Raw genomic sequence first — 22,539 nt, 5'->3', positions numbered from 1 at the left:
TCTGTACCCGCATGACCTACGTTCTCGTCCCCGGAGCGGGTGGGGAAGCCTGGTACTGGCACCTCGTCGCGCCGCTGCTCGCTGAAGAGACGATCGCCGTCGAGCTCCCCACCGGCGACCCCGACGCCGGCCTGCAGGACTACGCCGACGCGATCACCGCCGCCGCCGGCGACCGCGAGCGGGTGACCCTCGTCGCGCAGTCGATGGGCGCCTTCAGCGCGCCGCTGGCCAAGCTCGACGTCGCCAACATCATCCTCGTCGCCCCGATGATCCCCGCGCCCGGCGAGACGCCGGGCGAATGGTGGACCACCTCGGGTCTGCCGGACGCGGGCGCGCCGCCGTTCGACCCGATCGACACGTTCTTCCACGACGTCCCCGAGGCGGTCAAGAACGCCGCCTTCGCGCGCGGCGAGCCCAAGCAGGCGGACGCGCCGTTCAAGGACCGGTTCACGCTCGACGCCTGGCCGGATATCCCCACGCGGGTGATCGCCGGCCTCCAGGACCGGCTCTTCCCGTACCCGTTCATGCAGCGCATCGCCCGCGAGCGGCTGGGCGTCGAGGTCGAGCCGATCGACTCCGGCCATATGCCCGCCCTGAGCCAACCGGAGGAGCTCGCTCGTACGATGATGACCTAGGAAATGCTGCTCGTCGACGTCCTCCCCCACGATCCGACCGCCGACGAGGTCTATGAGGCATTCCTCGCGTGGGCCGAAGCCGAAGGCCTGAGCCTCTATCCCCACCAGGAGGAGGCCGCGATCGAGCTGTTCAGCGGCAACAACGTGATCCTGGCGACGCCGACCGGCTCGGGGAAGTCCACGGTCGCCGTCGCCGCGCACTTCGCGGCGATGGCCGTCGACCAGATCACGTACTACACGGCGCCGATCAAGGCGCTCGTGAGCGAGAAGTTCTTCCAGCTGTGCGCCATCTTCGGCGCCGAGAACGTCGGGATGCTCACCGGCGACGCGTCGGTCAACAGCCGCGCCCCGATCATCTGCTGCACCGCCGAGGTGCTGGCCAACATCGCCCTGCGAGAGGGCGCGGACGCCGACATCGGCCAGGTCGTGATGGACGAGTTCCACTTCTACGCCGAGCCGCAGCGAGGCTGGGCGTGGCAGGTGCCGATCCTCAGCCTCCCCCAGGCGCAGTTCCTGCTGATGTCCGGCACGCTCGGCGACATGACCTCGCTGGCCGAGGACCTGACCCGCCGGACCGGCCGCGAGACCGTCCTGGTCGACAACGCCGAGCGGCCCGTCCCGCTCTACTTCACCTGGTCGGTCGAGCCGATGCACGAGCTGCTGGAGGAGCTGGTGCGTACCGACCAGGCGCCCGTCTACGTCGTGCACTTCACGCAGGCCAGCGCCCTGGAGCGCGCGCAGTCCCTGCTCAGCGCGAAGCTGTGCACCCGCGAGGAACGCGACCAGATCGCCGACGTGATCGGCGCCTTCCGCTTCACCGCCGGCTTCGGGAAGACGCTCTCCAAGCTGGTGCGCAACGGGATCGGCGTGCACCACGCCGGCATGCTCCCGCGCTACCGGCGCCTGGTCGAGCAGCTCGCCCAGACCGGCCTGCTCAAAGTGATCTGCGGGACCGACACGCTCGGCGTCGGCATCAACGTCCCGATCCGCACGGTCGTCTTCACCGGCCTCGCGAAGTTCGACGGCACCAACCACCGGCTGCTGAAGGCGCGCGAGTTCCACCAGATCGCCGGCCGCGCCGGCCGCGCCGGGTACGACACCTCCGGCTACGTCGTCGTCCAGGCGCCCGAGCACACGATCGAGAACGCTCGCCGGCTCGCCAAGGCGGCGGGCGACGAGAAGAAGGTCAAGCGCGTCCAGAAGGTCAAGCCCGCCGACGGCGTGGTCAGCTGGACCGAGGAGACCTACGACCGGCTGCGCAACGCCACGCCCGAGGCGCTCGTCTCGCGCATGCGGGTCAACCACGCGATGCTGCTGAACGTCATCAACCAGCGCGCGAACCCCGACGACACGCTGCGCGCGCTGCTGGAGGACAACCACGAGGACGAGCGCGGACGCCGCCGCCTGGCCGAGCAGGCCGCGTCGCTGACCGAGGAGCTGCTCACCTCCGGCGTGCTGCAGCGCCTCGACGAGCCCGACGAGCACGGCCGCACGCTGCAGCTGGCGCCGGAGCTGCAGCAGGACTTCGCGCTCAACCAGCCGCTGGCCTCGTTTGCCCAGGCCGCGTTCGAGCTGCTCGACGACGAGTCCGAGACGTACACGCTCGACGTCCTCTCGATCGTCGAGTCGATCCTCGACGACCCGTTCCCGGTGCTGATGGCGCAGTCCAAGAAGGCGCGCGACGCGGCGATCGCGACGATGAAGGCCGACGGGATCGAGTACGAGGAGCGGATGGTGCTGCTCGAGGAGGTCACGTATCCCAAGCCGCTCGGCAAGGAGCTCGAGATGGCGCTCTCGCTCTATCGCGAGACGCATCCGTGGGTGTCGCCCGAGGACCTCTCGCCGAAGTCGGTCGTGCGTGACATGTACGAGTACGGCCGGACGTTCACGGAGTTCGTCGCCTACTACGGCGTCACGCGCTCGGAGGGTCTCGTCCTGCGCTACCTCAGTGACACCTACCGCGCGCTGCGCCAGACCGTGCCCGAGCAGTTCAAGACGGACGAGCTCGACGACATCATCGAATGGCTGGGCGAGACCGTCCGCCAGGTCGACTCCAGCCTGCTCGACGAATGGGAAGCCTTGACCGACCCCGAGTCCGTCGCCCGCGCCGCCGAAGCGGCCGCGGCGGGCGAAGCCATCGCACCGCCGCGCCCGATCAGCGCCAACCACCGCGCCTTCGGCGTGATGATCCGCAACGCGATGTTCCAGAAGGTCCAGCTCGCCGCCCGCGACGAGTACGGCACGCTCGCGGCGCACGAGTCCGCGGCGGCCGCGCTGAGCGACCCGCCGGTGCGGGTGACGATGAACCTCGCGGCGTGGGAGACGGCGCTCGGCGCCTACTGGGACGAGTACGAGTCGATGGACGACGGGCCGGCGGCGCGCTCGCCGCAGCTGCTGATCGTCGACCGCTCCAAGCCGCGCGAGTGGACCGCGCGCCAGATCATCAACGACCCGGACTCAAACCACGACTGGGCGATCGTCGCCACGGTCGACCTCGACGCCTCCGACGCCGCGGGAGAGCCGGTGATCCGCACCCAGTCCTTCGGAGCGGCCGCATGACCCGCCCGCCGAGTGGCATGCCACCGCCGACGAGCGCCACGCTCGACGGCGAGGTGATCGAGTTGATGCCACTCGCCGAGGCGGTCGCCGATCGCTACTTCGACGAGTTCCCGGAGGACCTCGAGCGCTACGGCGAAGCCGCGCGCCCGTGGGAGATCCACGACACGTTGCACACGTTCAACTGGGCGATCCTGGACGTGCGCGGCTTCACCAACCTGGAGACCAACATGCTGTGGCTGGCCCGGGTGCTCGTGGCACGCGACTTCCCGCTCGAGCACCTCGCGCGCAACGTGGAGCTCTGCGCCGACGTCGTCGCCGACGAGCGGCTCGCCACGGTCCTGCGCGCCGCTGTCGTCAGCGTGCGCGGGTACTCCCCCGACGACTGAGCGCCGCTTGCCCTGATCGCGGGCGAGTGAGAGGATCGTTGGTGTGAGGCCGATGAGGTGGCTGCCCGCAGCGCTCTGGCCGCTCGGCATCGCCGCGGTGGTGGCGGGCTTCATCCTGTTGTTCCGGGGCGACGACGACGTGACCGTGGTGGCGATCGTCGGCGGCTCGGTCGGCGGGTCGTTCCTCATCTGCGGGCTGATCGCGTGGCAGCGGCGGCCGAGCAACCGGTCCGGCATGCTGATGACGGCGACCGGCTTCCTCTACCTCGCCGAACCGCTGCTGGGCGAGATCGGCACGCCGTTCTGGGACTCGATGGCGCAGCTGCTCGCCAACCTGTGGGCGGTCCCGTTCGCGGCGCTGATCCTCTCGTTCCCGAGCGGGCGGGTCGTCGGGCGGGTGGACCGGGCAATCGTCTGGGGCTTCGCCATCGGCACCGGGCTGCTGCAGCTCGTGTGGCTGCTGTTCCTGGCGTTCCCCGACGGGGAGGAGAACATCTTCCTGATCAGCGCCCAGCCCGGCCTGGACGACGTGATCGACACGTTCCAGCGGGCGTGGAACGGCACGCTGGCGGCGGCACTCGGCATCGTCGGCGTGACGCGCTGGCTGCGCGCCGCCCCGGCGCTGCGCAGGCTGTTGCTGCCGACGCTGGCCGGCTCCGCCGCCGCGCTGATCCTCGCCGTGCAGATCCTCTACCAGGTGATCGTGGGCGGGTTCATCCGGGCGAGTGCGGAGATCACCTCGGTGGTCCTGGTCACCGTGCCGTTGGCGTACCTCTTCGGCCTGCTGCGCACGACGTTCGCCCGCGCCGGGGTCGCGGACCTCGTCCTCGCGCTCCAGCAGGCCCCGGATGCGCCGCGACTGCGCGAGCTGCTGGCCAAGGCGCTGCACGATCCGTCGCTGGAGCTGGTCTACTGGCTGCCCGGCTTCGAGAGCTACATCGATGCCGGCGGGCAGCCGGTCGGGCTCCCCGAAGCGGGCTCGGGGCGCGCTGCGACGCCCATCGACCAGGGCGGCGAGCACGTCGCGGCGCTCGTCCACGACGCGGCCCTCACCTACGACCCGGAGCTGCTCGCGCTCGTCTCGGCGGCGGCCAACGTCGCGCTCGAGCGCGAACGCCTGCACGCGGAGCTCCAGTCGCGGATCGAGGAGCTCGCCGGCTCGCGGGCGCGGCTCGTCGAGGCGGGTGACGCGGCGCGGCGCAAGCTCGAGCGCGACCTCCACGACGGCGCCCAGCAGCGGCTCGTGACGCTGGCGATCCAGCTGCGGATGACCGAGGACCGCGTCCACAGCGATCCGGACACGGCGCTGAAGTTCGTCACGGCGGCGCGCGAGGAGGTCTCGAAGTCGCTGGAGGAGCTGCGCGAGCTGGCGCGCGGCATCCATCCCGCTGTCCTGCAGTACGGCCTGGACGCCGGGCTGACCTCGCTCGCGGTGCGCTCCGCCACCCCGGTGGCGCTGTCGTTCGAGGTCGACGAGCGGCTCCCGGAGCCCGTCGAGCTCGCCGCCTACTTCGTGGCGTGCGAGGCGCTGGCCAACATCGGCAAGTACGCGCAGGCCACCCGCGCGGCGATCCGCGTGTCGATGAACGGCGACGTGGCGAGCATCGAGATCACCGATGACGGCGTCGGCGGCGCGGACGGGGCGAACGGCTCCGGCCTGCGCGGGCTCGCCGACCGCGTCGAAGCGCTCGGCGGGCGCCTGCGGGTGATCAGCCCGGCCGGCGGCGGGACGACCCTGGTGGCAGAGATGCCGTGCCAGGCCCGCCCCGCCTCGGTCTAGACCGTCTTCAGCGCTTCCCGGTCGACCGGCTCGCGGGAGGCGATCAGCTCGCGCGCCTGCTCGAGGTCGTCCCCGCGCCCGACGCTCAGCGCCGCGACCAGGCGGTCGCCGTCGAGGTAGTAGACGGTGAAGGCGCCGTCGTCGATCGAGCCGCGGACGAGCTCCTCGCTCCACTCGTAGGCCGGGCCGACGTACTCCATCGAGCTCCAATCGGCCAGATCGGAGAAGAAGTACGGGATCGTGTCGTGCGGCTGCGGCTTGCCGAGCATGTTCAGCGCGGCCGTCTTGCCCTGGGTCTCGGCGACGTCCCAGTGCTCGATGCGGACGTGGCCCTCGTGGTAGGGGCTGTCGAACTCGGCGATGTCACCCGCCGCGTAGACGTCGTCCGCCGAGGTCTTCAGAGTGGCATCGGTGAGGACGCCGCCCTTGTCGCCGATCGTCAGGCCGGCGCGGGAGGCCAGCATCACGTCGGGGGTGACGCCGGCACCGACGATCACCGCGTCGGCGGGGATGCGGGTCCCGGCCTTGGTGACCACGGCGGAGACGCGGCCCTCGGTGCCCTCGAAGCGCTCGATCTCCTCACCGCCGTGGACCTCGACCCCGTGCGCCTCGAGCACGCCCTGGAAGTAGCGTCCGACGGTCTTGCCGAAGCCCCGCTCGAGCGTCACCTCCTCCTGCATGACGATCGCGACCTTGCGGCCGAGCTTCGTCAACGACGCCGCGACCTCGGTGCCGATGTAGGAGCCGCCGATCAGCACGACGTGGTCGGCGTTCTCGGTGTCGTCACGGATGTGATCGGCGTTGGCGAGCGCCCGCAGGTAGTGGATGCCCTCGAGGTCAGAGCCGTCAAGCCGCAGCCGGCGCACGTTGGCGCCGGTCGCCAGCAGGAGCTTTGAGTACTTCAGCACCGACTTGTCGGCGAGGGTGACGGTGTGCGCCTCGGGGTCGAGCTTCATCGCGCTTGTGCGGGTCAGCAGCTCGACGTCGTGCTCGGCGTACCAGGCGGCGTCGCCGAGCAGCGTGTCCTTGCGGGCCGTCTCGCCCTGGAGGTAGCCCTTGGAGACCGCGGTGCGGTCGTAGGGCGGGTCAGGGTCGCGGGAGACGATCACGATGCTGCCCTCGGCGCCCTCCTCGCGGAGGGTGCGGGCGGCGGAGAACCCCGCGGGGCCGCCGCCGACGATCAGGAAGTCGACCTCGCGCTCAGGCACCGGAGAACTCCGCCTTGCGTTTCTCGGCGAAGGCACTCAGGCCTTCCTTGGCATCGGCGGTGCCGAACAGCCGCTCGATCCCCGCGCGCTCGCGGGCGAGGGCGTCGGCGATCGGCATCTCTGAGCCGGCGTACGTCGTCAGCTTGATCTCGCCGATCGCGGCCGTCGCGCCGTTGGCCAGTCCGGTCGCGTACTCGAGGGTCTTCTCGGCGAGGTCGGCGGGCGCGAACAGGCGGTTCAAGATGCCGAGATTGTGCGCCTCGCCCGGGCTGATCGCGCGGCCGGTGACCATCAGGTCCAGCGCCTTCGGCACGCCGATGATGCGCGGGAGGCGCTGCGTGCCGCCGTTTCCGGGCAGCAGCCCCAGGGTCACCTCCGGGACGCCGAGCTTGTACCGGCCGCGGGCGCCGAAGCGCAGGTCGCAGGCGAGGGTGATCTCCAGGCCGCCGCCGAGCGCGTGGCCCTCGATCTGGGCGATGAAGACCTTCGGGACTCGGGCGATGGCGGCCAGCGCCTCGTGGCCGCGGCTGATCATCTTCATGTTGCCGGCCGTGTCGTTGGCCAGGAACGCCTTGATGTCGGCGCCGGCGCAGAAGAACTTCTTCGACGCCGAGCGGACGATCACGACCTTGACGGCGTCGTCGGCCGCGGCGGCGTCGACCGCCGCGCCCATCTCCTCCATGAACTCGAAGTCGTAGGAGTTGGCGGGCGGCTTGTCGAGCGTGATGGAGCCGACGGGGTTGCCGCCTTCGAAGGTGACCGCCATGGTTACTCGAGCCCTCCCACGACGACCGCCGTGTCCTCGAGGTAGTAGTCCAGACCCTCGGCGCCGTGCTCCTTGCCGTAGCCGGACTGCTTGACCCCGCCGAACGGGAGCTCGTCGTAGCCGTAGTGGAACTGGTTGACCCACTTCATGCCCGCGTCGACCTCGTTGGCCACGCGGTGGATGATCCGGACGTCGTTGGTCCAGACGCTGGCGCCGAGGCCGTACTCGGAGTCGTTGGCGCGGTCGATCGCCTCGTCGAGGTTGCTGACACGCCAGACGGGCAGCAGCGGCCCGAACGTCTCCTCGCGCGCGACGCGCGAATCCTGCGCGGGGTTGGCGACGATCGTCGGCTGGACGAAGTAGCCCTTGCCCTCGATGTCGTCGCCGCCGAGCACCAGCTCGCCGCCGCCGTCGAGCGCGTCCTGGAACTGCTCGCGCAGCTCCGCGCGGCCGTCGGCGGTGTGCAGCGGGCCGACGCGGATGTTCGGCTTCTCGGACTTCTCCCAGCCGAGGCCGGGCTCGTACTTGGCGACCGTCCGCGTGAGCTGCTCCATCAGCTCGTCGTAGACCTCGTCGAAGACGTAGACGCGCTTGCCGCCGAGGCACATCTGGCCGCAGTTCCAGAAGCGGCCGATGGCGATGCCGCGGGCGGCGGCCTTGACGTTGGCGTCGGCGGTGACGATCACCGGGTCGGAGCCGCCGAGCTCCATCGTCATGCGCTTCAGCTTCGGCGCGGCGAGGCCCATGATGTGGCGCCCGACGGCGGTGGAGCCGGTGAACGCGACGCGGCGGACGAGGTCGTGCGTGACGAGCGCGTCGCCGACCTCGGAGCCGCGGCCGGTGATGACGTTGATCACGCCCGCCGGGAAGCCGGCCTCCAGCAGCAGGTCGGCGATCTTCAGCGTCGTCAGCGGCGTCGTGGCCGCGGGCTTGACGACGATCGTGTTGCCGGCCATCAGCGCGGGCGCGAGCTTGGTGCCCAGCAGCGTCAGCGGGAAGTTGTTCGGGACGATCGCGGCGACGACGCCCATCGGGCGCCGGATCACCATGCCGTAGGCCTTGGACAGCGCGGACGGCAGCTCGTGGTAGGAGCCCTTGACCTTGGTCGCGAGGTCGGCGTAGTAGTTCAGGCCGTGGATCAGGTGGTGGATCTCACCGCCCGCCTCCGTGACCGGCTTGCCCTGCTCGTGGACGAGGCTGAGCGTCAGCTCCTTGCGATCGCGCTCGATCAGCGCGATCGCCTTGCGCAGCAGGGTCGCGCGCTCCTCGGCGTCGGTGCGCGACCAGCTCGCGAACGCCTTGTGCGCGGCCTGGACCGCGGCGTCGACATCGGCCGCGGTTCCCCGCGGCACCGTCTCGATGACCGCTTCGGTCGCGGGATCGACGACGTCGATCCCCTCGCCCGCCGAGCCTTCGGTTTTCTCGCCCGCTATGAGCATTGAAGCCATGGTTCAGGTCCCTTCGGTTTTCTAAAGCCCACCTAAGGGGCCAGACCCCTTAGGTGGCGTTTATCTTTCAGGGAGCGAGGGAGCGGCCGCCGCAGGCGACCACCACCTGGCCCGTCACGTACGCCATCGCCGGCGAGGCCAGCGTGGCGATCGTCTCCGCGATCTCCCGCGGTTCGGCCATGCGGCCGAGCGGGATGGTCGCGATCATCTTGTTCAGCACGTTCTCCGGCATCGCGCTCGTCATCTCGCTCGCGGTGAGCGAGGGGGCGATCGCGTTGACGCGCACGCGTGGCGCCAGCTGGAGCGCCAGCGCGCGGGTCATGCCGACCAGGCCGCCCTTGGAGGCGGAGTAGTTGAACTGGCCGAAGTTGCCGAGGTAGGCGCGGCTCGCGAGGCTGACGACGTTGGCGCCGTCGGCGAAGCGCCCGATCGCGGCCGTCGTCAGCTCGTAGGCGGCGCCGAGGTTGACGCGGATGACGGCGAGGAACTGCTCCTCGGTCATCTTCACGATCCGGGCGTCCTTGGTGATGCCGGCGTTGTTGACGAGCAGCGTGATGTCGCCCTCGACGGCGGCGAGGATCGCCGCGCGGCCTTCGGCGCTCGTCACGTCCGCGACCACGCCGATCCCGCCGAGCTCGCGCGCGACATCGTGCACCGCGGGGTCGAGGTCGGCCAGGATGACCGGGCGGTCAGCGCTGAACCGCTCGGCGACGGCACGGCCGATCCCACGCGCCGCACCGGTGACGATCACGCTCATACCTGAATCTTCCCCACGTGGGCCGCATGCACGCGTACGAGTTCGCCGGCGACGCCGCGACCCGCCTCGAGTTGCGCGATCCAGTGCTGCAGGTCTTCGGGATCGGCGTCGTTGCCGACCGCGACGGCGTTGGCCTTGTGGCCCTCGGCCGCGAGCGTGCGCATCCCGCTCAGCAGGGCGTTGGCGAGGATCGCGCCCGGCACGCCGCGCTGGCCGAGCAGGTCCTCCTGGGAGAGCACGAAGACGATCGGCTCCTCGTTGCGGGCGGCTTCCTGCGAGCGGCGGAACGCGTCGGCCAGTGCCGTCTCGACCCCGTCGAAGTCGCTCGGCTCCAGTGCCGTGAAGATCACGCTTCCTCCCGCAGCTTGTAGCGCTGGATCTTGCCCGTCGGCGTCTTCGGGAGGTCGTCGACGAACGTGATGAAGTGCGGGAACTCGTACCGGCGCAAGCGGCTCTTGCACCACTCCTGCAGCTCCGCCACCAGCGCCTCGTCGCCCGCTTCGCCGCGGCAGATGACGAACGCCTTCACGCGCGTCGTGTAGTCGGCGTCGACGCCCACCGCGGCGGCCTCGAGCACCCGCGGGTGCTCGACGAGCGCGTTCTCGATCTCGATCGGCGACGCCCACAGCCCGCCGATCTTGATCATGTCGTCGGCGCGGCCTTCGTAGACGAAGTAGCCGTCCTCGTTCTCGCGATAGCGATCGCCGGTGAAGAACAGATCGCCCTTGACCGCCGCCTTGGTCTTCTCGTGCTGGTGCCAGTAGTAGGCGAGCGCGCTGTCGCCGCGGACGTGCAGGTTGCCGACCTCGCCTTGCGACACCGGCTGGCCGAGCTCGTCGAGCAGGACGAGCTCGTAGCCCGGGACGGGCTTCCCGCTCGTCCCGGGCTGCACCTCTCCCGGCCGGTTGGAGCAGTAGATGTGCAGCATCTCGGTCGAGCCGATGCCGTCGACGATGTCGAGGTCGAAGGTCTGCTTCCAGCGCCGGTAGACCTCGGGCGCGAGCGGCTCGGCGGCGCTGACGCAGAAGCGGACGCTGCTCAGGTCGTACTCCTCCGCGTCCGGCAGGTTGACCATCGCGCCGTACAGCGTCGGCACCGAGAAGAACAGGCTCGGCCGGTTGGCCTGCGCGGTCTCCAGCAGGCCGCGCGGCTCGGGCTTGCCCATGCGCAGGACCGTCGTCGCACCGACCCAATAGGGGAACGTCAGGTTGTTGCCCAGGCCGTACGCGTGGTAGAGCTTGGTCGAGCTGAACGTGACGTCGCGCTCGGTGATCTTCAGGATCTCCTTGGCGAAGGTCTCGCACGTGTACGGGATGTCGTGGTGCAGGTGAACGACGCCCTTCGGGAAGCCCGTGCTGCCGCCGCTGAACAACCAGAACGCCATGTCATCCGGGTGGGTGTCGGCGGGGTCGGTGAGACCGGCGTGCGAGCGCAGCAGCTCCTCGAAGGCGGTGCGCGACATCGCGCCCTCGGGAAGGCGGCCGAGCAAGTGGTCCTCGGCCACGATCAGCTTCGCGTAGCTGTCGCGGGCGTAGTGGGCGAAGTTCTCGGTGGTGTCGAGGAAGCTCACCGGCGCGGGTACGGCGCCGATCCGCATCGCCCCCAGGAACAGCGTCGGGAACGTGGGCGTGTCGTCGAGGATCATCAGCACGCGGTCCTCGCGGCCGATGCCCCGCTGGGAGAGCACGTTCCCGGCCGCGCAGATCCGGTCGTGCAGCTGCGCGTAGGTCACTTCCTCGCCGGCGCAGCGGATCGCCACCTTGTCGCCGTGGCCGGCTTCCAGCCGCCGGTCGACGAGCGTCCCCGAGTTCATCATCGGGCGGGGACCGTATCAATTCGTGACGGACCCTTTAGGACAGTCCGGGTCTTCACTTCGAGCACTCCTCTCGGGGTGAGCCGCACCTCCGGCAGGAAGTCGCCGGAAGCGAACAGCAGGGAGTACAGCGGATCGTGGAACGGATAGCCGGCCGCCTGCATCTCGCTGGTCAGCTCGCGCTCGATTCCCAGCGCGCGCTCGAAGCCGCCGGCCGCGATCAGGCCGTCGATCTCCAGCGGCGCCGACCAGCCGCCGTCAAACGCGAAGCCGCCGCCCAGTTCCGCCACCCGGGCCGCGGCGCGCGCCATCGCTCGCGGGTCGGTGCCGAGGACGAGCAGCTCGAGACTGGTGGTGGCGGTCGTCGCGAAGCCGGGGGTGTCCAGGAAATTCTCCATCACCCCTTGAGTGATCCAGGTGCCGTCGCGGGCGACGAGCGCCGCCTGGAGGTCGCCGCGGCGCACCTCCCGGTCGACGCGGCGGTTGATCACCGCGCTCTCGTAGCGGGCGACGGGCTGGACGCCGTTCAGTGGCGTGATCGGAGGCGGGGCGGTGAGCTTCGGCCCCTCCGGCCATTTCAGGTCCGGCGGCGCCATGACGAGCTCGCCGTCGCGGGCGACGATCTCCCCGTCGACGAAGACGAGCTCCGGCCGCCACTCGCCGGGCGCGGGCAGGATGTTCAGCGTCGCCCGGCGCCCGGGCGCGACGCCGCCGAGCTCCTCGTCGAGGCCGAGGAACGTCGCCGGGTCGAGCGTCGCCATCTGCAGCGCCCGCATCGGGTCCAGGCCGAGCTGCGTCGCGATCCGCAGGCACCCGCCGATCACACCATGCTGCGCGTAGAAGCTCGGGACCGCGCCGTCGGTGGTGAACATCAGCCGGCGCGCGGCGGGCACGATCGGCGCCAGCTCGCGCAGGATCGGCTCGAGGTCCGGGCGCAGCGAGGAGTTGCGGATCATCGTCCACATGCCCAGGCGCAGCCGCTGGCGGGTCTCCTCGGCCGTGATCGCCTCGTGGTCGGCGGAGATCCCGGCCGCGCTCAGCTCGTTCAGGCGGGCGTAGGAGGCGCCGGCGTTGTGGCCTTCGACGCGCTTGCCGGCCCGCTTGGCAGCGGCGATCCCGCGGTCGAACACGCCGCGGGTGACGCCGAACCAGTTCGTGATCTCGCCCGACGCCACGACCTCCGGCCACGCCAGCATCGCCGCCACGACCTCGGGATCGAACGCGTCCTCCGCGAGCGCCGTCTGCGCCGCGATCCGCGCGACCCACTTGATGTGCGCGGGCGCCGCATTCATCTGGTCGACGATCGCGCGAAGCCCGTCGACGCCGTGCGCGAGGAAGAAGAAGAGGTTGTCGTAGACGAGCGTCGTCGTCCCGTCGGGCACCGCCACCTCGAGCAGCGATGCCGGCGAGTACAGGCACCACGGGTGGGTGTGCGGCTCGATGTACCCGGGCGCGACGATCTTTCCGCGCACGTCGATCACCTCGGCTTGAGCCGGTGGGTCGCGCGGCCCGACGTAGACGATCCGGCCGCCGTCGATCTCGACGTTGGCCTCGACCCAGGTGCCGGTGTACACGTCGGCGACGGTGCCGCCGCGCAGAACTACCAAGCGCCGGGCGCGTACTCGGCGCGCAGGTCGCCGTAGGCCACCGGCTCGGCGCAGTGGCTGCACACCAGGTGCGGGTCGGCCTCCTCACCGCATGCCTTGTGAAACAGCCGCACGGGCGGGTCCTCGACCTTGTACCGGTCCCCCCACTCCATCAGCGCCAGGAGCACGGGATAGAGATCGAGCCCCTTGCGCGTGAGCTTGTACTCGAAGCGCTCCGGCTTCTCGCTGTAACGCACTCGGTCGAAGATGCCCTCTTCGACCAGCCGGTTCAACCGCTCAGACAGCAGCGTCCGCCCGATCTCGAGCTTGGACTGGAAGCTGTCGAACCGGCTCGTGCCGGCGAACGCCTCGCGCAGGACCAGCATCGTCCACCGGTCCCCCAACACCGACCACGTCCGCGCGACCGAGCAATAGACCTCGTCGAGCGCCCGGTGCTTCATGCCGGGCGAGGATAGTCGGAGCGCTAGCGTCTCCGCGGTGGAAGACGTCCTGCGACGCCGTTCTGTCGGCGCGCCCGCCGCCCGTTCGACGCTGCTCACGATCCTCGGGGAGTTCCTGCTCCCCCGGCCTGACGGCGCGTGGCAGGAGGCGCTGATCGCCGCGCTGAACCGGCTCGGGTTCACGCCCAGCGCCGCGCGGCAGGCGGTGGTGCGCAGCGCGCGGGAAGGGTGGCTGGAGGGTGAGCGGGTGGGGCGGCGGTCGCGCATGCGGCTCACATCCTCTTCCGCCACTCTCCTGCGTGATGGCGCGCGGCGGATCTATGGGTTCGGTGGACCGGTGAGCTGGGACGGACGCTGGCTGCTGCTCGTGCTGCGGGTGCCGGAGCAGCGGCGCGAGCTGCGCCACCAGCTCACGACGCAACTCGCGTGGGCGGGGTTCGGCAGCCTCGGCAACGGGCTGTGGATCACGCCGCACGTCGATCGCGAGACGCTCGTCAACGCCGAGGAACCCGCCCAGTTGCTGAGCTTTCGCGCCGAGCTGGGCGCGCTGGGCGAGACGCAGAAGGTGATCGACGAGGCGTGGGACCTGCCGAACCTCAGGGAGCACTACGAGACGTTCGTCGACGACTTCGCGCAGGTGCGCCCGCGCAGCCCCGAGGCCACGTTCGCGACCCAGATCGCCATCGTGCACGCGTGGCGGCGCTTTCCGTTCATCGATCCCGACCTGCCGGACGATCTGCTCCCGCGCGATTGGCCGCGGCGCAAGGCGTATGAGCTGTTTCGCGAGCGCCACGAGCGCTGGGCGCCGCTCGCGCAGCAGCACTTCGACGACCTGACCGCACCGTGAGTGGCCGCAAGCGCATCTACGTCGCCTACTTCGGCGGCACGATCGGGATGATGCCCACCGCCAGCGGCTACGCGCCGGTGCGCGGGCACCTGGGCTCCCAGATCCGCCAGACGCCGGAGCTCAACGCGCGCGACGTGCCCGAGCTGGTCGTCTCCGAGCACGAGCCGCTCCTGGACTCCGCCAACGCCCGCCCGTCCGACTGGCTGCGGATCGCGCGCGAGATCGTCGAGCACCGCCACAGCTTCGACGGGTTCGTGGTGCTGCACGGCACCGACACGATGGCCTACACGGCGTCGGCGCTGGCGTTCCTGCTGCGCGGGCTGGGCAAGCCGGTGATCGTCACGGGCAGCCAGATCCCGCTCGGCGTGCTGCGCTCGGACGGCCGCCAGAACCTGCTGACCAGCGCGCTCGTCGCGGCGCGCGACGACGTGCGCGAGGTCTGCCTCGTGTTCGGTTCGCACATCCTCGCCGGGGCCCGGGCGGTCAAGGCGAGCGCGAGCGGGTTCGAGGCCTTCACCTCCCCCAACGCCGCGCCGCTCGGGGCGGCCGGCGTGCTGATCACGCTCGACGAAGCGCGCCTGCGCGTCACCGAGCGAGCGCCGATCGCGCTGCCGCTCGCGCTCGACGCCAACGTCGCGCTGCTGCGCCTGTACCCCGGGATGCCCGCGGCGCTGCTGCGCGCGGCGCTGGCCGAGCCGATCAAGGGGCTGGTGATCGAGGCCTACGGCGCCGGGACCTTCGCCGACGGCGACCCGTACCTGCTCGCCGCGCTCGCCGACGGCGCCCGCCGCGACATCGTGATCGCCGTCGTCAGCCAGTGCGCCGACGGCCGCGTCGACCTCGGCGCGTACGCGACCAGCGGGCCGCTGATCCGCGCGGGCGCGGTCGGCGGGCTCGACATGACCACCGAGGCCGCCTACGCGAAGCTCGTCGTGCTGCTCTCCGAGGGCCACCCGCCCGCCACGGTCCGCGCCTTGCTCGCCCAGGACCTCGCGGGCGAGCTCACGCCGTAAGGAGATCCTCCAGGTCCAGCTCACCGCCCGCGAACGCCAGGTGCCCGGCCTCGTCGCGGGGCCAGTCCGCGGCCGGGCGATCCCAATAGAGCTCGAGGTCGTTGCCGTCGGGATCGCTGACGTAGACGGCCTCGTGCGTGCCGTGGTCGGCGAGCTGACGCAGCGGCCAGTCCGCCTCCTGCAGGCGGCGCACGGCGTCGGCGAGATCGGCCCGCGACGGGTAGAGGATCGCGACGTGGTGCAGCCCGGTCACGCCGTCGGGCTGCGGCGGCCCGCCCGCCGACTTCCACGTGTTGAAGCCGAGGTGGTGGTGATAGCCGCCGGCCGAGAGGAACAGCGCGTCGCCGGTCGTGCCCCAGCCCGGGACGTCACGCACCTCGGAGATCACGTCGAAGCCGAGCACGCCGACGTAGAACCGGCGTACGCGATCGATGTCGGCGGTGCGCAGGTGCACATGGCCGATCCGCGCTCCCGCCGCGATCGGGCGCTCCGCGCGGGCGATTGGTTCCACAGCATCGTCGCTCATACCGACATACTGCCGCGATGCTCCGTTACGAGCTCCTGGATCGAGCGCTCTCCCACCATCTGCTTCCGGATCCGGTGCTGCTGCTCGGCTCGCGGCTCGCGACCCGGCGCCGCCTGGCGAGCGAGCTCGAGGGCGGCGTGGAGGCGCAGGAGGATCGGCTGCGCTCACTGGTCTGGCATATGTCGCACGGCCCGATCTCCGAGGTGCCCGAGCGGGCGAACCAGCAGCACTACGAGCTGCCGGCGGAGTTCTTCACGCTCTTCCTCGGCCCGCGGCACAAGTACTCGTGCGGGTTGTGGCCGCCTGGCGCGAACACGCTCGCCGAGGCGGAGGAGGCGATGCTGCGCCTCACCTGTCAGCGGGCGGAGATCGAGGACGGCATGGACATCCTCGACCTCGGCTGCGGCTGGGGCAGCCTCACCCTCTGGCTGGGCGAGCAGTACCCGAACGCCCGCGTCACCGGGATCTCGGCGTCCGTCGCGCACCGCGAGCACATCGAGCGCGAGGCGCGCGAGCGCGGCATCGCCAACGTCGAGATCGTCACCGCCGGGCCTAACGCCTACGACCCGCAGCGCACGATCGACCGCGTGCTCTCAGTCGAACTGTTCGAGCACATGCGCAACTGGAAGGAGCTGCTGCGCCGGATCGCCACGCGCCTGGAGCCCGAGAGCGGCAAGGCCTTCGTCCACGTCTTCAGTCACCGCAGCCTCGCCTACCGCTTCGAGGGCACCTGGGCCGCAGAGCGGTTCTTCACCGGCGGGACGATGCCGAGCCACGACCTCATGCTGCGCTTCCAGGAGCACCTCGTCGTCCAGGATCGCTGGGCGGTCTCAGGCACCCACTACGCGCGGACCCTGCGCGCGTGGCTCGACCGCCTGGACGCCAATTCGGCGGAGGCGCTCGCGCTGCTCGAAGCGCAGTTCGGCCGCCGCGAGGCTCGGCGGCAGCTCGCCGCCTGGCGGCTGTTCATGCTCTCGGCGTCCGAGATCTGGGACTTCAACGGCGGCAACGACTGGCTCGTGTCGCACTACTTGCTGACGGCGCGCCGAAGTTAAGCCCGCTGGACACGGCGGGGCGCTTCATAATTGCGTCCATGCGCTTCCGCACCCTGCTCGTCGTCGCCGCACTCGGCGCGCTCGCGTTCGCCTCGACGGCGTTCGCGAAGACCATCATCGGGACCAACGCTCCGAACAACCTGACCGGGACGGCGGGCCCCGACACCATCAATGGGCTCGGCGGGCGCGACGTGCTGCGGGGCCTGGACGGGGACGACATGCTGACCGGGGACACCGGCCCGGACCAGATCGACGGCGGCAACGGCAACGACAGCATGGACGGCGGCTCGGGCGACGACCACATGGACGGGGGCGACGGGAACGACAAGGGCGTCGGCGGCTTCGGCCACGACACGCTGATCGGTGGTCCGGGCGACGACAACCTCGCGGGCAACGAAGCGCCGGACAAGCTCTTCGGCGGCGACGGGAACGACGTCCTCAACGGCGGCAGCGGCGGCGACGAGATCCACGGCGGCAACGGCAACGACGACATCAGCTCCGAGACCGGGCCCGACCGCATCGACGCCGGCCCCGGCGACGACACGATCCACCTCAACAGCGACCCGCCCAGCCACGTGACGAGCATCGACTGCGGCGACGGCTACGACACCGTCTACAACAGCCCGGCGCCGATGGGCCGCACGAACCGCAAGCTGCTCGCCAAGCAGTCCAACTGCGAGAACGTGATCGACCTGGCGGCCGAGCGTGACCCCACGCGCGGGATCTCGTGGCAGGGCAACGGCACCAAGCACGGCTCGGAGCGCAACGACCGCCTCAACGGCCAGCACGGCAACAACAAGCTCTACGGCAACGGCGGCGACGACGTCCTCTGGGGCGACGCCGCGCACGACAGCGGCGGGGCGCGCGCGCTCAAGCAGAAGGACTTCGTCAGCGGCGGCGCGGGCGACGACACGATCTACGCCGGCCGCGGCACGACCAATGCCCTCGGCGGCGACGGCAACGACTTCCTGCAGGGCAACGGCCAGCGCGCGGTGCTCAGCGGCGGCCCGGGCGCGGACACGATCCGCGTCGCCGGCCGCAACACGAGCGCCGACGGCGGCGACGGCGACGACACGATCACCGCGATCATCGCCTCAGGCCGCGCGAGCGTGAAGTGCGGGCCGGGCAACGACACCGTGCTGATCTCGCGCTTCAAGGGCAACCGCAAGCGCGTCTCGGTCGCCAAGGACTGCGAGAAGAAGGTCCAGGGCTAGCCCTACGTGAGGAACGCCCCGGCTCGGCGCCAGCCGAGCCAGGCGGGCCCCATGGCCGCGAACCGCGCCATGACGGCGCATACCCACCAGACCGGCGCGGACGCCAGCGGAAGGCAGACCCGCGGGTGCCCGTGCACCAGCACGCCGAGCGCGAGCACGACGAGCAGCGCCGCGATCACGGCCCCGGCGCCCGCCACCAACGCGCGCGGGACCTCGTCGCGCGGCGCCTCGCCGACCAGGCGATCCACCCGCTCGGGGGCGATCTCCGCCGCGTCGAAGGCGAGCAGCGCCGAGGCCAGCGGCGCGGCCCCGCGGCTGCGGACGACCGCGGCGTCGGCGGCCAGCTCGGCCAGTGCCTGTTCCCGTCGCGGCAGCGCGCCCAGCGAGTAGGCGTCTCCGATCGCCCGCGCAATCAGAATCCGCAGCGGATCGCGCCGCTCGGCGTGGTGCGCCTCGTGGGTGACGACGGCGGCGAGCTCGTCGGCGCCCAGGCGCTCGACCGCGCCCGTCGAGACGTACACCCGCGGCCGCCAGAGCCCCGCGCAGAAGGCCATCGGCCGCGCGGCCGGCACCACCAGCACGTCGTGGCCGGCCACCGCGCGCGCCTCCGACACCGGCATCCGGGCATTGATCCGCCGGTGCGCGCTCACGCCGTGCGAGATCGAGCCCACCGCGCGGGTGAGCGCGTACAGGTCGAATAGCGCCAGGGAGATCAACAGCACGCCCCGGATGTGCACTTCGCCCCGCGTCAAGCCTTCCAGCGCCGCGACGAGGACGTCGCCGTGGAAGCGCACGGCGTCGAGCGCGAAGATCAGCGCCAGCAGGAATGCGGTGAGTCCGAACGCGGCGACCGCGAACTCAGCTCGGCGCAATTCAGCCGCCGTTCGCCAGCCGGCGGAGCTTCTCGAGCCGTTCGGGATCCAGCCCGCCGATGTGGCGGGCGAAATGCGCGAGCGCGAGATCGCCGAAGTCCTCGACGAGCGCGGCGACCTCGGACTCGGCGCGCCGCTGCAGGTACGCGTCGCGCGGCAGCGCGGGCGCATAGACGTCCAGGCGCCCGGCGCGGCGGCGCACCAGCAGGCCCTTGCCGTCGAGCCGCGTCATCACCGTCAGCAGGGTCGTGTACGCGCGCACCTTGCCGCCGCGCGCGTTGAGGGCCTCCTGGACCTCGCGCACGGTCGCCTCGGAACGGGCCCACAGCTCCTCCATGACTTCGGATTCGAGCGCGTGAAGTGGGGGAAGTGTGCCATCTAGACTCATCAGTGATCCCTGAGTGAAACGAAGACGTCCAGCAACTAGTACGAGCCCCCGGCGCGGCAACGCCGCCGCCCAGCGCCTCGCGGCTCTGGTGCGGCACTCACCCGATGCGATCATCGCGACTGACCGGCGCGGTCGCATCACGGCCTGGAACCCTGGTGCGCAGCGACTTTACGGATGGCGGGCCGAGGAAGCAATCGGCGGGCCCATCGAACGCATAGTCCCGCCCGATCGTGAGGGCGAGGCGGCCGACCTGCGCCGGCGCGTGTTCTCGGGCGCGACGATCGAGGATCTCGAGACGGTCCGGATGCGCCGGGACGGCTCGACGGTCCCCGTCTCGATCAGCGTGGCGGCGCTGCGCGACACGCGCGGGCAGCTGATCGGCGTCACGACGATCGCCCGCGACATCGCCGATCGCACCCGCGCGGAGGCCGAGCGCGCCCGGCACGCCGCGCTGGTCGAGCACAGCGCCGACGCGATCGTCGCGATCGACCGCGACGGGCGCGTCACCGCCTGGAACCACGCCGCGACCGTGCTCTTCGGCTACACGGAACGCGAGGCGCTGGGACAGAGCGCCGCGCACCTGGTCCCGATCACCAGCGGGGACGGCACGCCACCCGCCGGCCTGATCGCCGGCGAGGTCATCCGCCGCGAGACCACCCGCCGGCGCCGCGACGGCTCCGAGGTGGTGATCGCCAGCACGCTCTCCCCCATCCGCGACCGGTCGGGGCGGGTGACCGGGGCGGTCGGCGTCTCGCGCGACGTCACGTTCGAGCGTCGCGCCCAGCACGCGCTGCAGGCGGCGCAGGCGCGGTTCCAGGCCGCGTTCGAGCACGCCCCGATCGGCATGGCGCTCGTCGGCCTCGAGGACGTCGTCATCGCTCAGGCCAACGCCGCTCTGAGCCAGCTGGTCGGCTACGAGGAGCTCACCGGCATGGCGATCCGGGAGCTCATCCACCCCGATGACCGCGAGGCGGCCCACCACGCCCTCCAGCCGCTGCGCGACGGATCGTCCGGCAGCCTCGCGGGCGAGTACCGCTACGTACACCGCGACGGGCACGTCGTCCACGCCGAGGTCCGGGCGACCCCGATCGGCGGCGACGACGGGCGCTACCTGATCGTGCAGTTCGTCGACGTGAGCGATCGCCGGCGCTTCGAGGGCCAGCTCCGCAGGCTCGCCGACACCGACGCGCTCACCGGGCTCTACAACCGGCGCCGCTTCGGCGAGGAGCTCGAATGGGTCGTCAGCTACGCCCAGCGCTACGGCCATCCGGCGGCGCTGCTGGCGATCGACGTCGACCACTTCCAGTACATCAACGACAGCTACGGCCATGCGACCGGCGACGAGCTGCTCGGCACGGTGACCGCGCTGCTGCGCTCGCGGCTGCGCGACACCGACATCGTCGGCCGGCTGGGCGGCGACGAGTTCGGGGTGATCCTGCCGCAGACGGCGCTGGAGGACGCCGAGGCGACCGGGCAGGCGCTGATCGAGGCCGCGCGCGAGCAGGTGCACGTCGTCCGCGACGGGCGCCGGGTCCGCGCGACGCTCTCGATGGGCATCCGTGCGATCGAGCCCGAGACGGAGCTGACCTTCGCCGAGGAGCTCGCCGAGGCCGAGATCGCCCGCAACGACGCCAAGGACCGCGGGCGCGACCGCTTCGCCGTCTCCGGCCGGGAGGTCGTGGGCTCGGCCCGGTCGCGCGCGCTGAGCTGGGTCGAGCGGTTGCGTGAAGCGCTCGAGAACGACGGCTTCGTCCTGTACGAGCAGCCGATCCTCGACCTCGCCCGCAACCGCGTCGACCGCTCGGAGCTGCTGATCCGCCTGCTCGACGCCGACGGGCAGATCGTCCTGCCTGGGGCGTTCCTGGGCGCGGCGGAGCGCTACGGGCTGATCAAGGCGATCGACCGGTGGGTGATCGGCGGCGCGATCCGCCTGCTGGCCGAGCGCCACGCCTCCGGCCACGAGCGCCTCGGCCTGGACGTGAACCTCTCAGGCGAGTCGATCACCGACCCGACGGTGATGGACTTCATCGCCGCCGAGGTGCGCAACGCCCCGATCGACCCGACCTGCCTGATCTTCGAGGTCACCGAGACGGCGGCGATCGCCAACGTCGAGCGCGCCCGCAGCCTCGCGCGCGGGCTCGCCGACCTCGGCTGCCAGTTCGCGCTCGACGACTTCGGCTCAGGCTTCGGGTCGTTCTACTACCTCAAGCACCTGCCGTTCGACGTCGTCAAGATCGACGGCGACTTCATCAAGGAGCTGCCCACCACCCGCACCGATCAGCTCACGGTCCAGGCGATCGTGCAGATCGCGAAGGGGCTCGGAAAGACCACGACCGCCGAATTCGTCTCAGACGATGCGACGGTCGCGATGCTGCGCGAGTTCGGTGTCGACTACGCGCAGGGGTTCCATATCGGCCGCCCGGAACCCGTCCGGGCGACCGATAGGCTCAACTAGAGCTTGAAGGTGCGCTTCGCGGTGAAGCGCTTGGTGCCCTGCGTGATCGACCACGTGGCGGTGTAGTTGCCGCCCTTCATGCCGCGCAGTGCGCCGCCCTTGAGGTAGACGACCTGCCCGGGGACGATGCTGACCTGCGGGATCGTGGCGTTGCGCGCCGTCGGGCCCGTGATCTTGACCGTGCCGCCGACCGGGTCAAGCGTGTTGCCGATGTTGCGCACGGCGAGGATCAGCGACTTGTTGCTGCCGCCGCCGACCACGTCCGTGGCGCCGACGCGCAGGTTCGGGCGCTTGCTCGACGGGTTCAGGCGCAGGCGGCCGACGATGTCCCACTGCGGGACGATGCCGTTGGTCGCCTTCGGCTTCTTCTGCTTGGCGAAGACCTGGATGCCGCCGTACAGCGAGCCGGAGGCCGTCAGGCGCTTCATGTTGAGCTTCACCGAGCGCGAGCCGGGTGCCAGGTTGAACGACGCGGGGCTCCCGACGACGTACGGCGAGAGGTTCGCCCGCTTGTTCAGCGCCACCTGGGCGGTCGAGCGGTTCTGGCTCCAGGGCCGGACCGTGACGGTGACCCGCAGCGTGTCCTTGGTCGTGTTCTTGACGGTGAACGTCCCGACCGAGCCGCGCTTGGCGGTGGCCTCGACGGTCGCCGGCGTGATCGAGACGCCGCCCTGCTGGGCAGCCTGGGCCCGCGGCGCTGAGTCGTCCGCCTGAGCAGCGATCACACCGCCAGTCGCGGACCCCACGACGGCAAGGCTGAGAGCGCCGGC

The 22,539-nt window shown here is 71.0% G+C and carries 21 protein-coding genes; 9 read left to right on the top strand and 12 right to left on the bottom strand.

What is annotated here, in order from left to right; genetic code table 11:
- Positions 1–11 precede the first annotated feature (11 nt).
- From OM076_RS22600 to OM076_RS22585, 4 genes are read left to right on the top strand one after another with little or no spacing between them, the layout of a single operon-like run.
- Entirely contained in the window at positions 12–635 is a 624-nt protein-coding gene (locus OM076_RS22600) for an alpha/beta fold hydrolase (RefSeq protein WP_270042340.1), read from the top strand.
- Between the two features lie 3 nt (positions 636–638).
- Positions 639–3,194: a DEAD/DEAH box helicase gene (locus OM076_RS22595; RefSeq protein ID WP_270042339.1), complete on the top strand. Its 2,556-nt coding sequence runs from the start codon at positions 639–641 to the stop codon at positions 3,192–3,194.
- On the top strand, positions 3,191–3,580 hold the full coding sequence (locus OM076_RS22590; RefSeq protein WP_270042338.1) for a hypothetical protein: 390 nt from the start codon (positions 3,191–3,193) through the stop codon (positions 3,578–3,580). The genes OM076_RS22595 and OM076_RS22590 overlap by 4 nt, the downstream gene beginning before the upstream one ends.
- A 52-nt stretch (positions 3,581–3,632) precedes the next feature.
- Positions 3,633–5,360, top strand: a complete 1,728-nt coding sequence (locus OM076_RS22585) for a sensor histidine kinase (protein ID WP_270042369.1) — start codon at positions 3,633–3,635, stop codon at positions 5,358–5,360.
- On the opposite strand, the gene OM076_RS22580 is transcribed toward OM076_RS22585, so the two are convergent.
- The 8 genes from OM076_RS22580 to OM076_RS22545 all read right to left on the bottom strand — a co-directional run bounded on the left by OM076_RS22580 (position 5,357) and on the right by OM076_RS22545 (position 13,399).
- Positions 5,357–6,568, bottom strand: coding sequence for an NAD(P)/FAD-dependent oxidoreductase (locus OM076_RS22580; protein ID WP_270042337.1), 1,212 nt, complete (start codon positions 6,566–6,568; stop codon positions 5,357–5,359). The genes OM076_RS22585 and OM076_RS22580 overlap by 4 nt on opposite strands.
- The gene (locus OM076_RS22575; protein WP_270042336.1) at positions 6,561–7,334 is read right to left on the bottom strand and encodes an enoyl-CoA hydratase/isomerase family protein; all 774 of its coding nucleotides are present in this window, start codon (positions 7,332–7,334) and stop codon (positions 6,561–6,563) included. Before OM076_RS22575 ends, OM076_RS22580 begins: the two co-directional genes overlap by 8 nt.
- A 2-nt stretch (positions 7,335–7,336) precedes the next feature.
- Positions 7,337–8,782, bottom strand: coding sequence for an aldehyde dehydrogenase family protein (locus OM076_RS22570; protein ID WP_270042335.1), 1,446 nt, complete (start codon positions 8,780–8,782; stop codon positions 7,337–7,339).
- 67 nt (positions 8,783–8,849) lie between these two features.
- Positions 8,850–9,539 (bottom strand): SDR family oxidoreductase, encoded by a 690-nt coding sequence (locus OM076_RS22565; protein WP_270042334.1) that lies wholly within the window; start codon positions 9,537–9,539, stop codon positions 8,850–8,852.
- Complete coding sequence (locus OM076_RS22560) at positions 9,536–9,889, bottom strand: hypothetical protein (RefSeq protein WP_270042333.1); 354 nt, start codon at positions 9,887–9,889, stop codon at positions 9,536–9,538. The genes OM076_RS22565 and OM076_RS22560 overlap by 4 nt, the downstream gene beginning before the upstream one ends.
- Positions 9,886–11,355: a benzoate-CoA ligase family protein gene (locus OM076_RS22555; protein WP_270042332.1), complete on the bottom strand. Its 1,470-nt coding sequence runs from the start codon at positions 11,353–11,355 to the stop codon at positions 9,886–9,888. The genes OM076_RS22560 and OM076_RS22555 overlap by 4 nt, the downstream gene beginning before the upstream one ends.
- Positions 11,352–12,959 (bottom strand): adenine deaminase C-terminal domain-containing protein, encoded by a 1,608-nt coding sequence (locus OM076_RS22550; RefSeq protein WP_270042331.1) that lies wholly within the window; start codon positions 12,957–12,959, stop codon positions 11,352–11,354. The genes OM076_RS22555 and OM076_RS22550 overlap by 4 nt, the downstream gene beginning before the upstream one ends.
- A complete protein-coding gene (locus OM076_RS22545; RefSeq protein WP_270042330.1) occupies positions 12,953–13,399 on the bottom strand; it encodes a winged helix-turn-helix transcriptional regulator in 447 nt (148 codons plus the stop codon). Before OM076_RS22545 ends, OM076_RS22550 begins: the two co-directional genes overlap by 7 nt.
- 37 nt (positions 13,400–13,436) lie before the next feature.
- Here OM076_RS22545 and OM076_RS22540 point away from each other — a divergent pair, with 37 nt between their 5' ends.
- Both OM076_RS22540 and OM076_RS22535 read left to right on the top strand, forming a co-directional pair.
- Complete coding sequence (locus OM076_RS22540) at positions 13,437–14,246, top strand: PaaX family transcriptional regulator (protein ID WP_270042329.1); 810 nt, start codon at positions 13,437–13,439, stop codon at positions 14,244–14,246.
- The gene (locus tag OM076_RS22535; protein WP_270042328.1) at positions 14,243–15,259 is read left to right on the top strand and encodes a type I asparaginase; all 1,017 of its coding nucleotides are present in this window, start codon (positions 14,243–14,245) and stop codon (positions 15,257–15,259) included. The genes OM076_RS22540 and OM076_RS22535 overlap by 4 nt, the downstream gene beginning before the upstream one ends.
- Here the strand turns inward: OM076_RS22535 and OM076_RS22530 are convergent.
- Positions 15,249–15,785, bottom strand: a complete 537-nt coding sequence (locus OM076_RS22530; protein ID WP_270042327.1) for a VOC family protein — start codon at positions 15,783–15,785, stop codon at positions 15,249–15,251. The two genes, OM076_RS22535 and OM076_RS22530, sit on opposite strands and share 11 nt — an antisense overlap.
- 17 nt (positions 15,786–15,802) lie before the next feature.
- Here OM076_RS22530 and OM076_RS22525 point away from each other — a divergent pair, with 17 nt between their 5' ends.
- The gene (locus OM076_RS22525; RefSeq protein WP_270042326.1) at positions 15,803–16,840 is read left to right on the top strand and encodes an SAM-dependent methyltransferase; all 1,038 of its coding nucleotides are present in this window, start codon (positions 15,803–15,805) and stop codon (positions 16,838–16,840) included.
- Positions 16,841–16,878: 38 nt separating this feature from the next.
- On the top strand, positions 16,879–18,054 hold the full coding sequence (locus OM076_RS22520; RefSeq protein ID WP_270042325.1) for a calcium-binding protein: 1,176 nt from the start codon (positions 16,879–16,881) through the stop codon (positions 18,052–18,054).
- A 2-nt stretch (positions 18,055–18,056) separates the two neighbouring features.
- On the opposite strand, the gene OM076_RS22515 is transcribed toward OM076_RS22520, so the two are convergent.
- Together OM076_RS22515 and OM076_RS22510 are read right to left on the bottom strand one after the other, a co-directional pair.
- Positions 18,057–18,926 carry a M56 family metallopeptidase gene (locus OM076_RS22515; RefSeq protein WP_270042324.1) on the bottom strand — a complete coding sequence of 290 codons (870 nt, stop codon included), beginning with the start codon at positions 18,924–18,926 and terminating at the stop codon, positions 18,057–18,059.
- A gap of 1 nt (position 18,927) precedes the next feature.
- Positions 18,928–19,314, bottom strand: a complete 387-nt coding sequence (locus tag OM076_RS22510; RefSeq protein ID WP_270042323.1) for a BlaI/MecI/CopY family transcriptional regulator — start codon at positions 19,312–19,314, stop codon at positions 18,928–18,930.
- Positions 19,315–19,327: 13 nt separating this feature from the next.
- Between OM076_RS22510 and OM076_RS46245 the strand changes: the two genes are divergently transcribed.
- Entirely contained in the window at positions 19,328–21,769 is a 2,442-nt protein-coding gene (locus OM076_RS46245) for a PAS domain S-box protein (RefSeq protein ID WP_270042322.1), read from the top strand.
- Here the strand turns inward: OM076_RS46245 and OM076_RS22500 are convergent.
- Entirely contained in the window at positions 21,766–22,515 is a 750-nt protein-coding gene (locus OM076_RS22500) for a fimbrial biogenesis chaperone (protein ID WP_270042321.1), read from the bottom strand. The genes OM076_RS46245 and OM076_RS22500 overlap by 4 nt on opposite strands.
- Between the last annotated feature and the right edge of the window lie 24 nt (positions 22,516–22,539).

The sequence above is a fragment of the Solirubrobacter ginsenosidimutans genome, assembly GCF_027587205.1.
This window is presented reverse-complemented; position numbering and strand designations above follow the sequence as displayed.

Coding starts and splice junctions, on each gene's coding strand:
- OM076_RS22600 (WP_270042340.1), top strand. CDS start 12: ATGACCTACGTTCTCGTCCCCGGAGCGGGTGGGGAAGCCTGGTACTGG.
- OM076_RS22595 (WP_270042339.1), top strand. CDS start 639: ATGCTGCTCGTCGACGTCCTCCCCCACGATCCGACCGCCGACGAGGTC.
- OM076_RS22590 (WP_270042338.1), top strand. CDS start 3,191: ATGACCCGCCCGCCGAGTGGCATGCCACCGCCGACGAGCGCCACGCTC.
- OM076_RS22585 (WP_270042369.1), top strand. CDS start 3,633: ATGAGGTGGCTGCCCGCAGCGCTCTGGCCGCTCGGCATCGCCGCGGTG.
- OM076_RS22575 (WP_270042336.1), bottom strand. CDS start 7,334: ATGGCGGTCACCTTCGAAGGCGGCAACCCCGTCGGCTCCATCACGCTC.
- OM076_RS22570 (WP_270042335.1), bottom strand. CDS start 8,782: ATGGCTTCAATGCTCATAGCGGGCGAGAAAACCGAAGGCTCGGCGGGC.
- OM076_RS22565 (WP_270042334.1), bottom strand. CDS start 9,539: ATGAGCGTGATCGTCACCGGTGCGGCGCGTGGGATCGGCCGTGCCGTC.
- OM076_RS22555 (WP_270042332.1), bottom strand. CDS start 11,355: ATGATGAACTCGGGGACGCTCGTCGACCGGCGGCTGGAAGCCGGCCAC.
- OM076_RS22545 (WP_270042330.1), bottom strand. CDS start 13,399: ATGAAGCACCGGGCGCTCGACGAGGTCTATTGCTCGGTCGCGCGGACG.
- OM076_RS22530 (WP_270042327.1), bottom strand. CDS start 15,785: ATGAGCGACGATGCTGTGGAACCAATCGCCCGCGCGGAGCGCCCGATC.
- OM076_RS22525 (WP_270042326.1), top strand. CDS start 15,803: ATGCTCCGTTACGAGCTCCTGGATCGAGCGCTCTCCCACCATCTGCTT.
- OM076_RS22520 (WP_270042325.1), top strand. CDS start 16,879: ATGCGCTTCCGCACCCTGCTCGTCGTCGCCGCACTCGGCGCGCTCGCG.
- OM076_RS22510 (WP_270042323.1), bottom strand. CDS start 19,314: ATGAGTCTAGATGGCACACTTCCCCCACTTCACGCGCTCGAATCCGAA.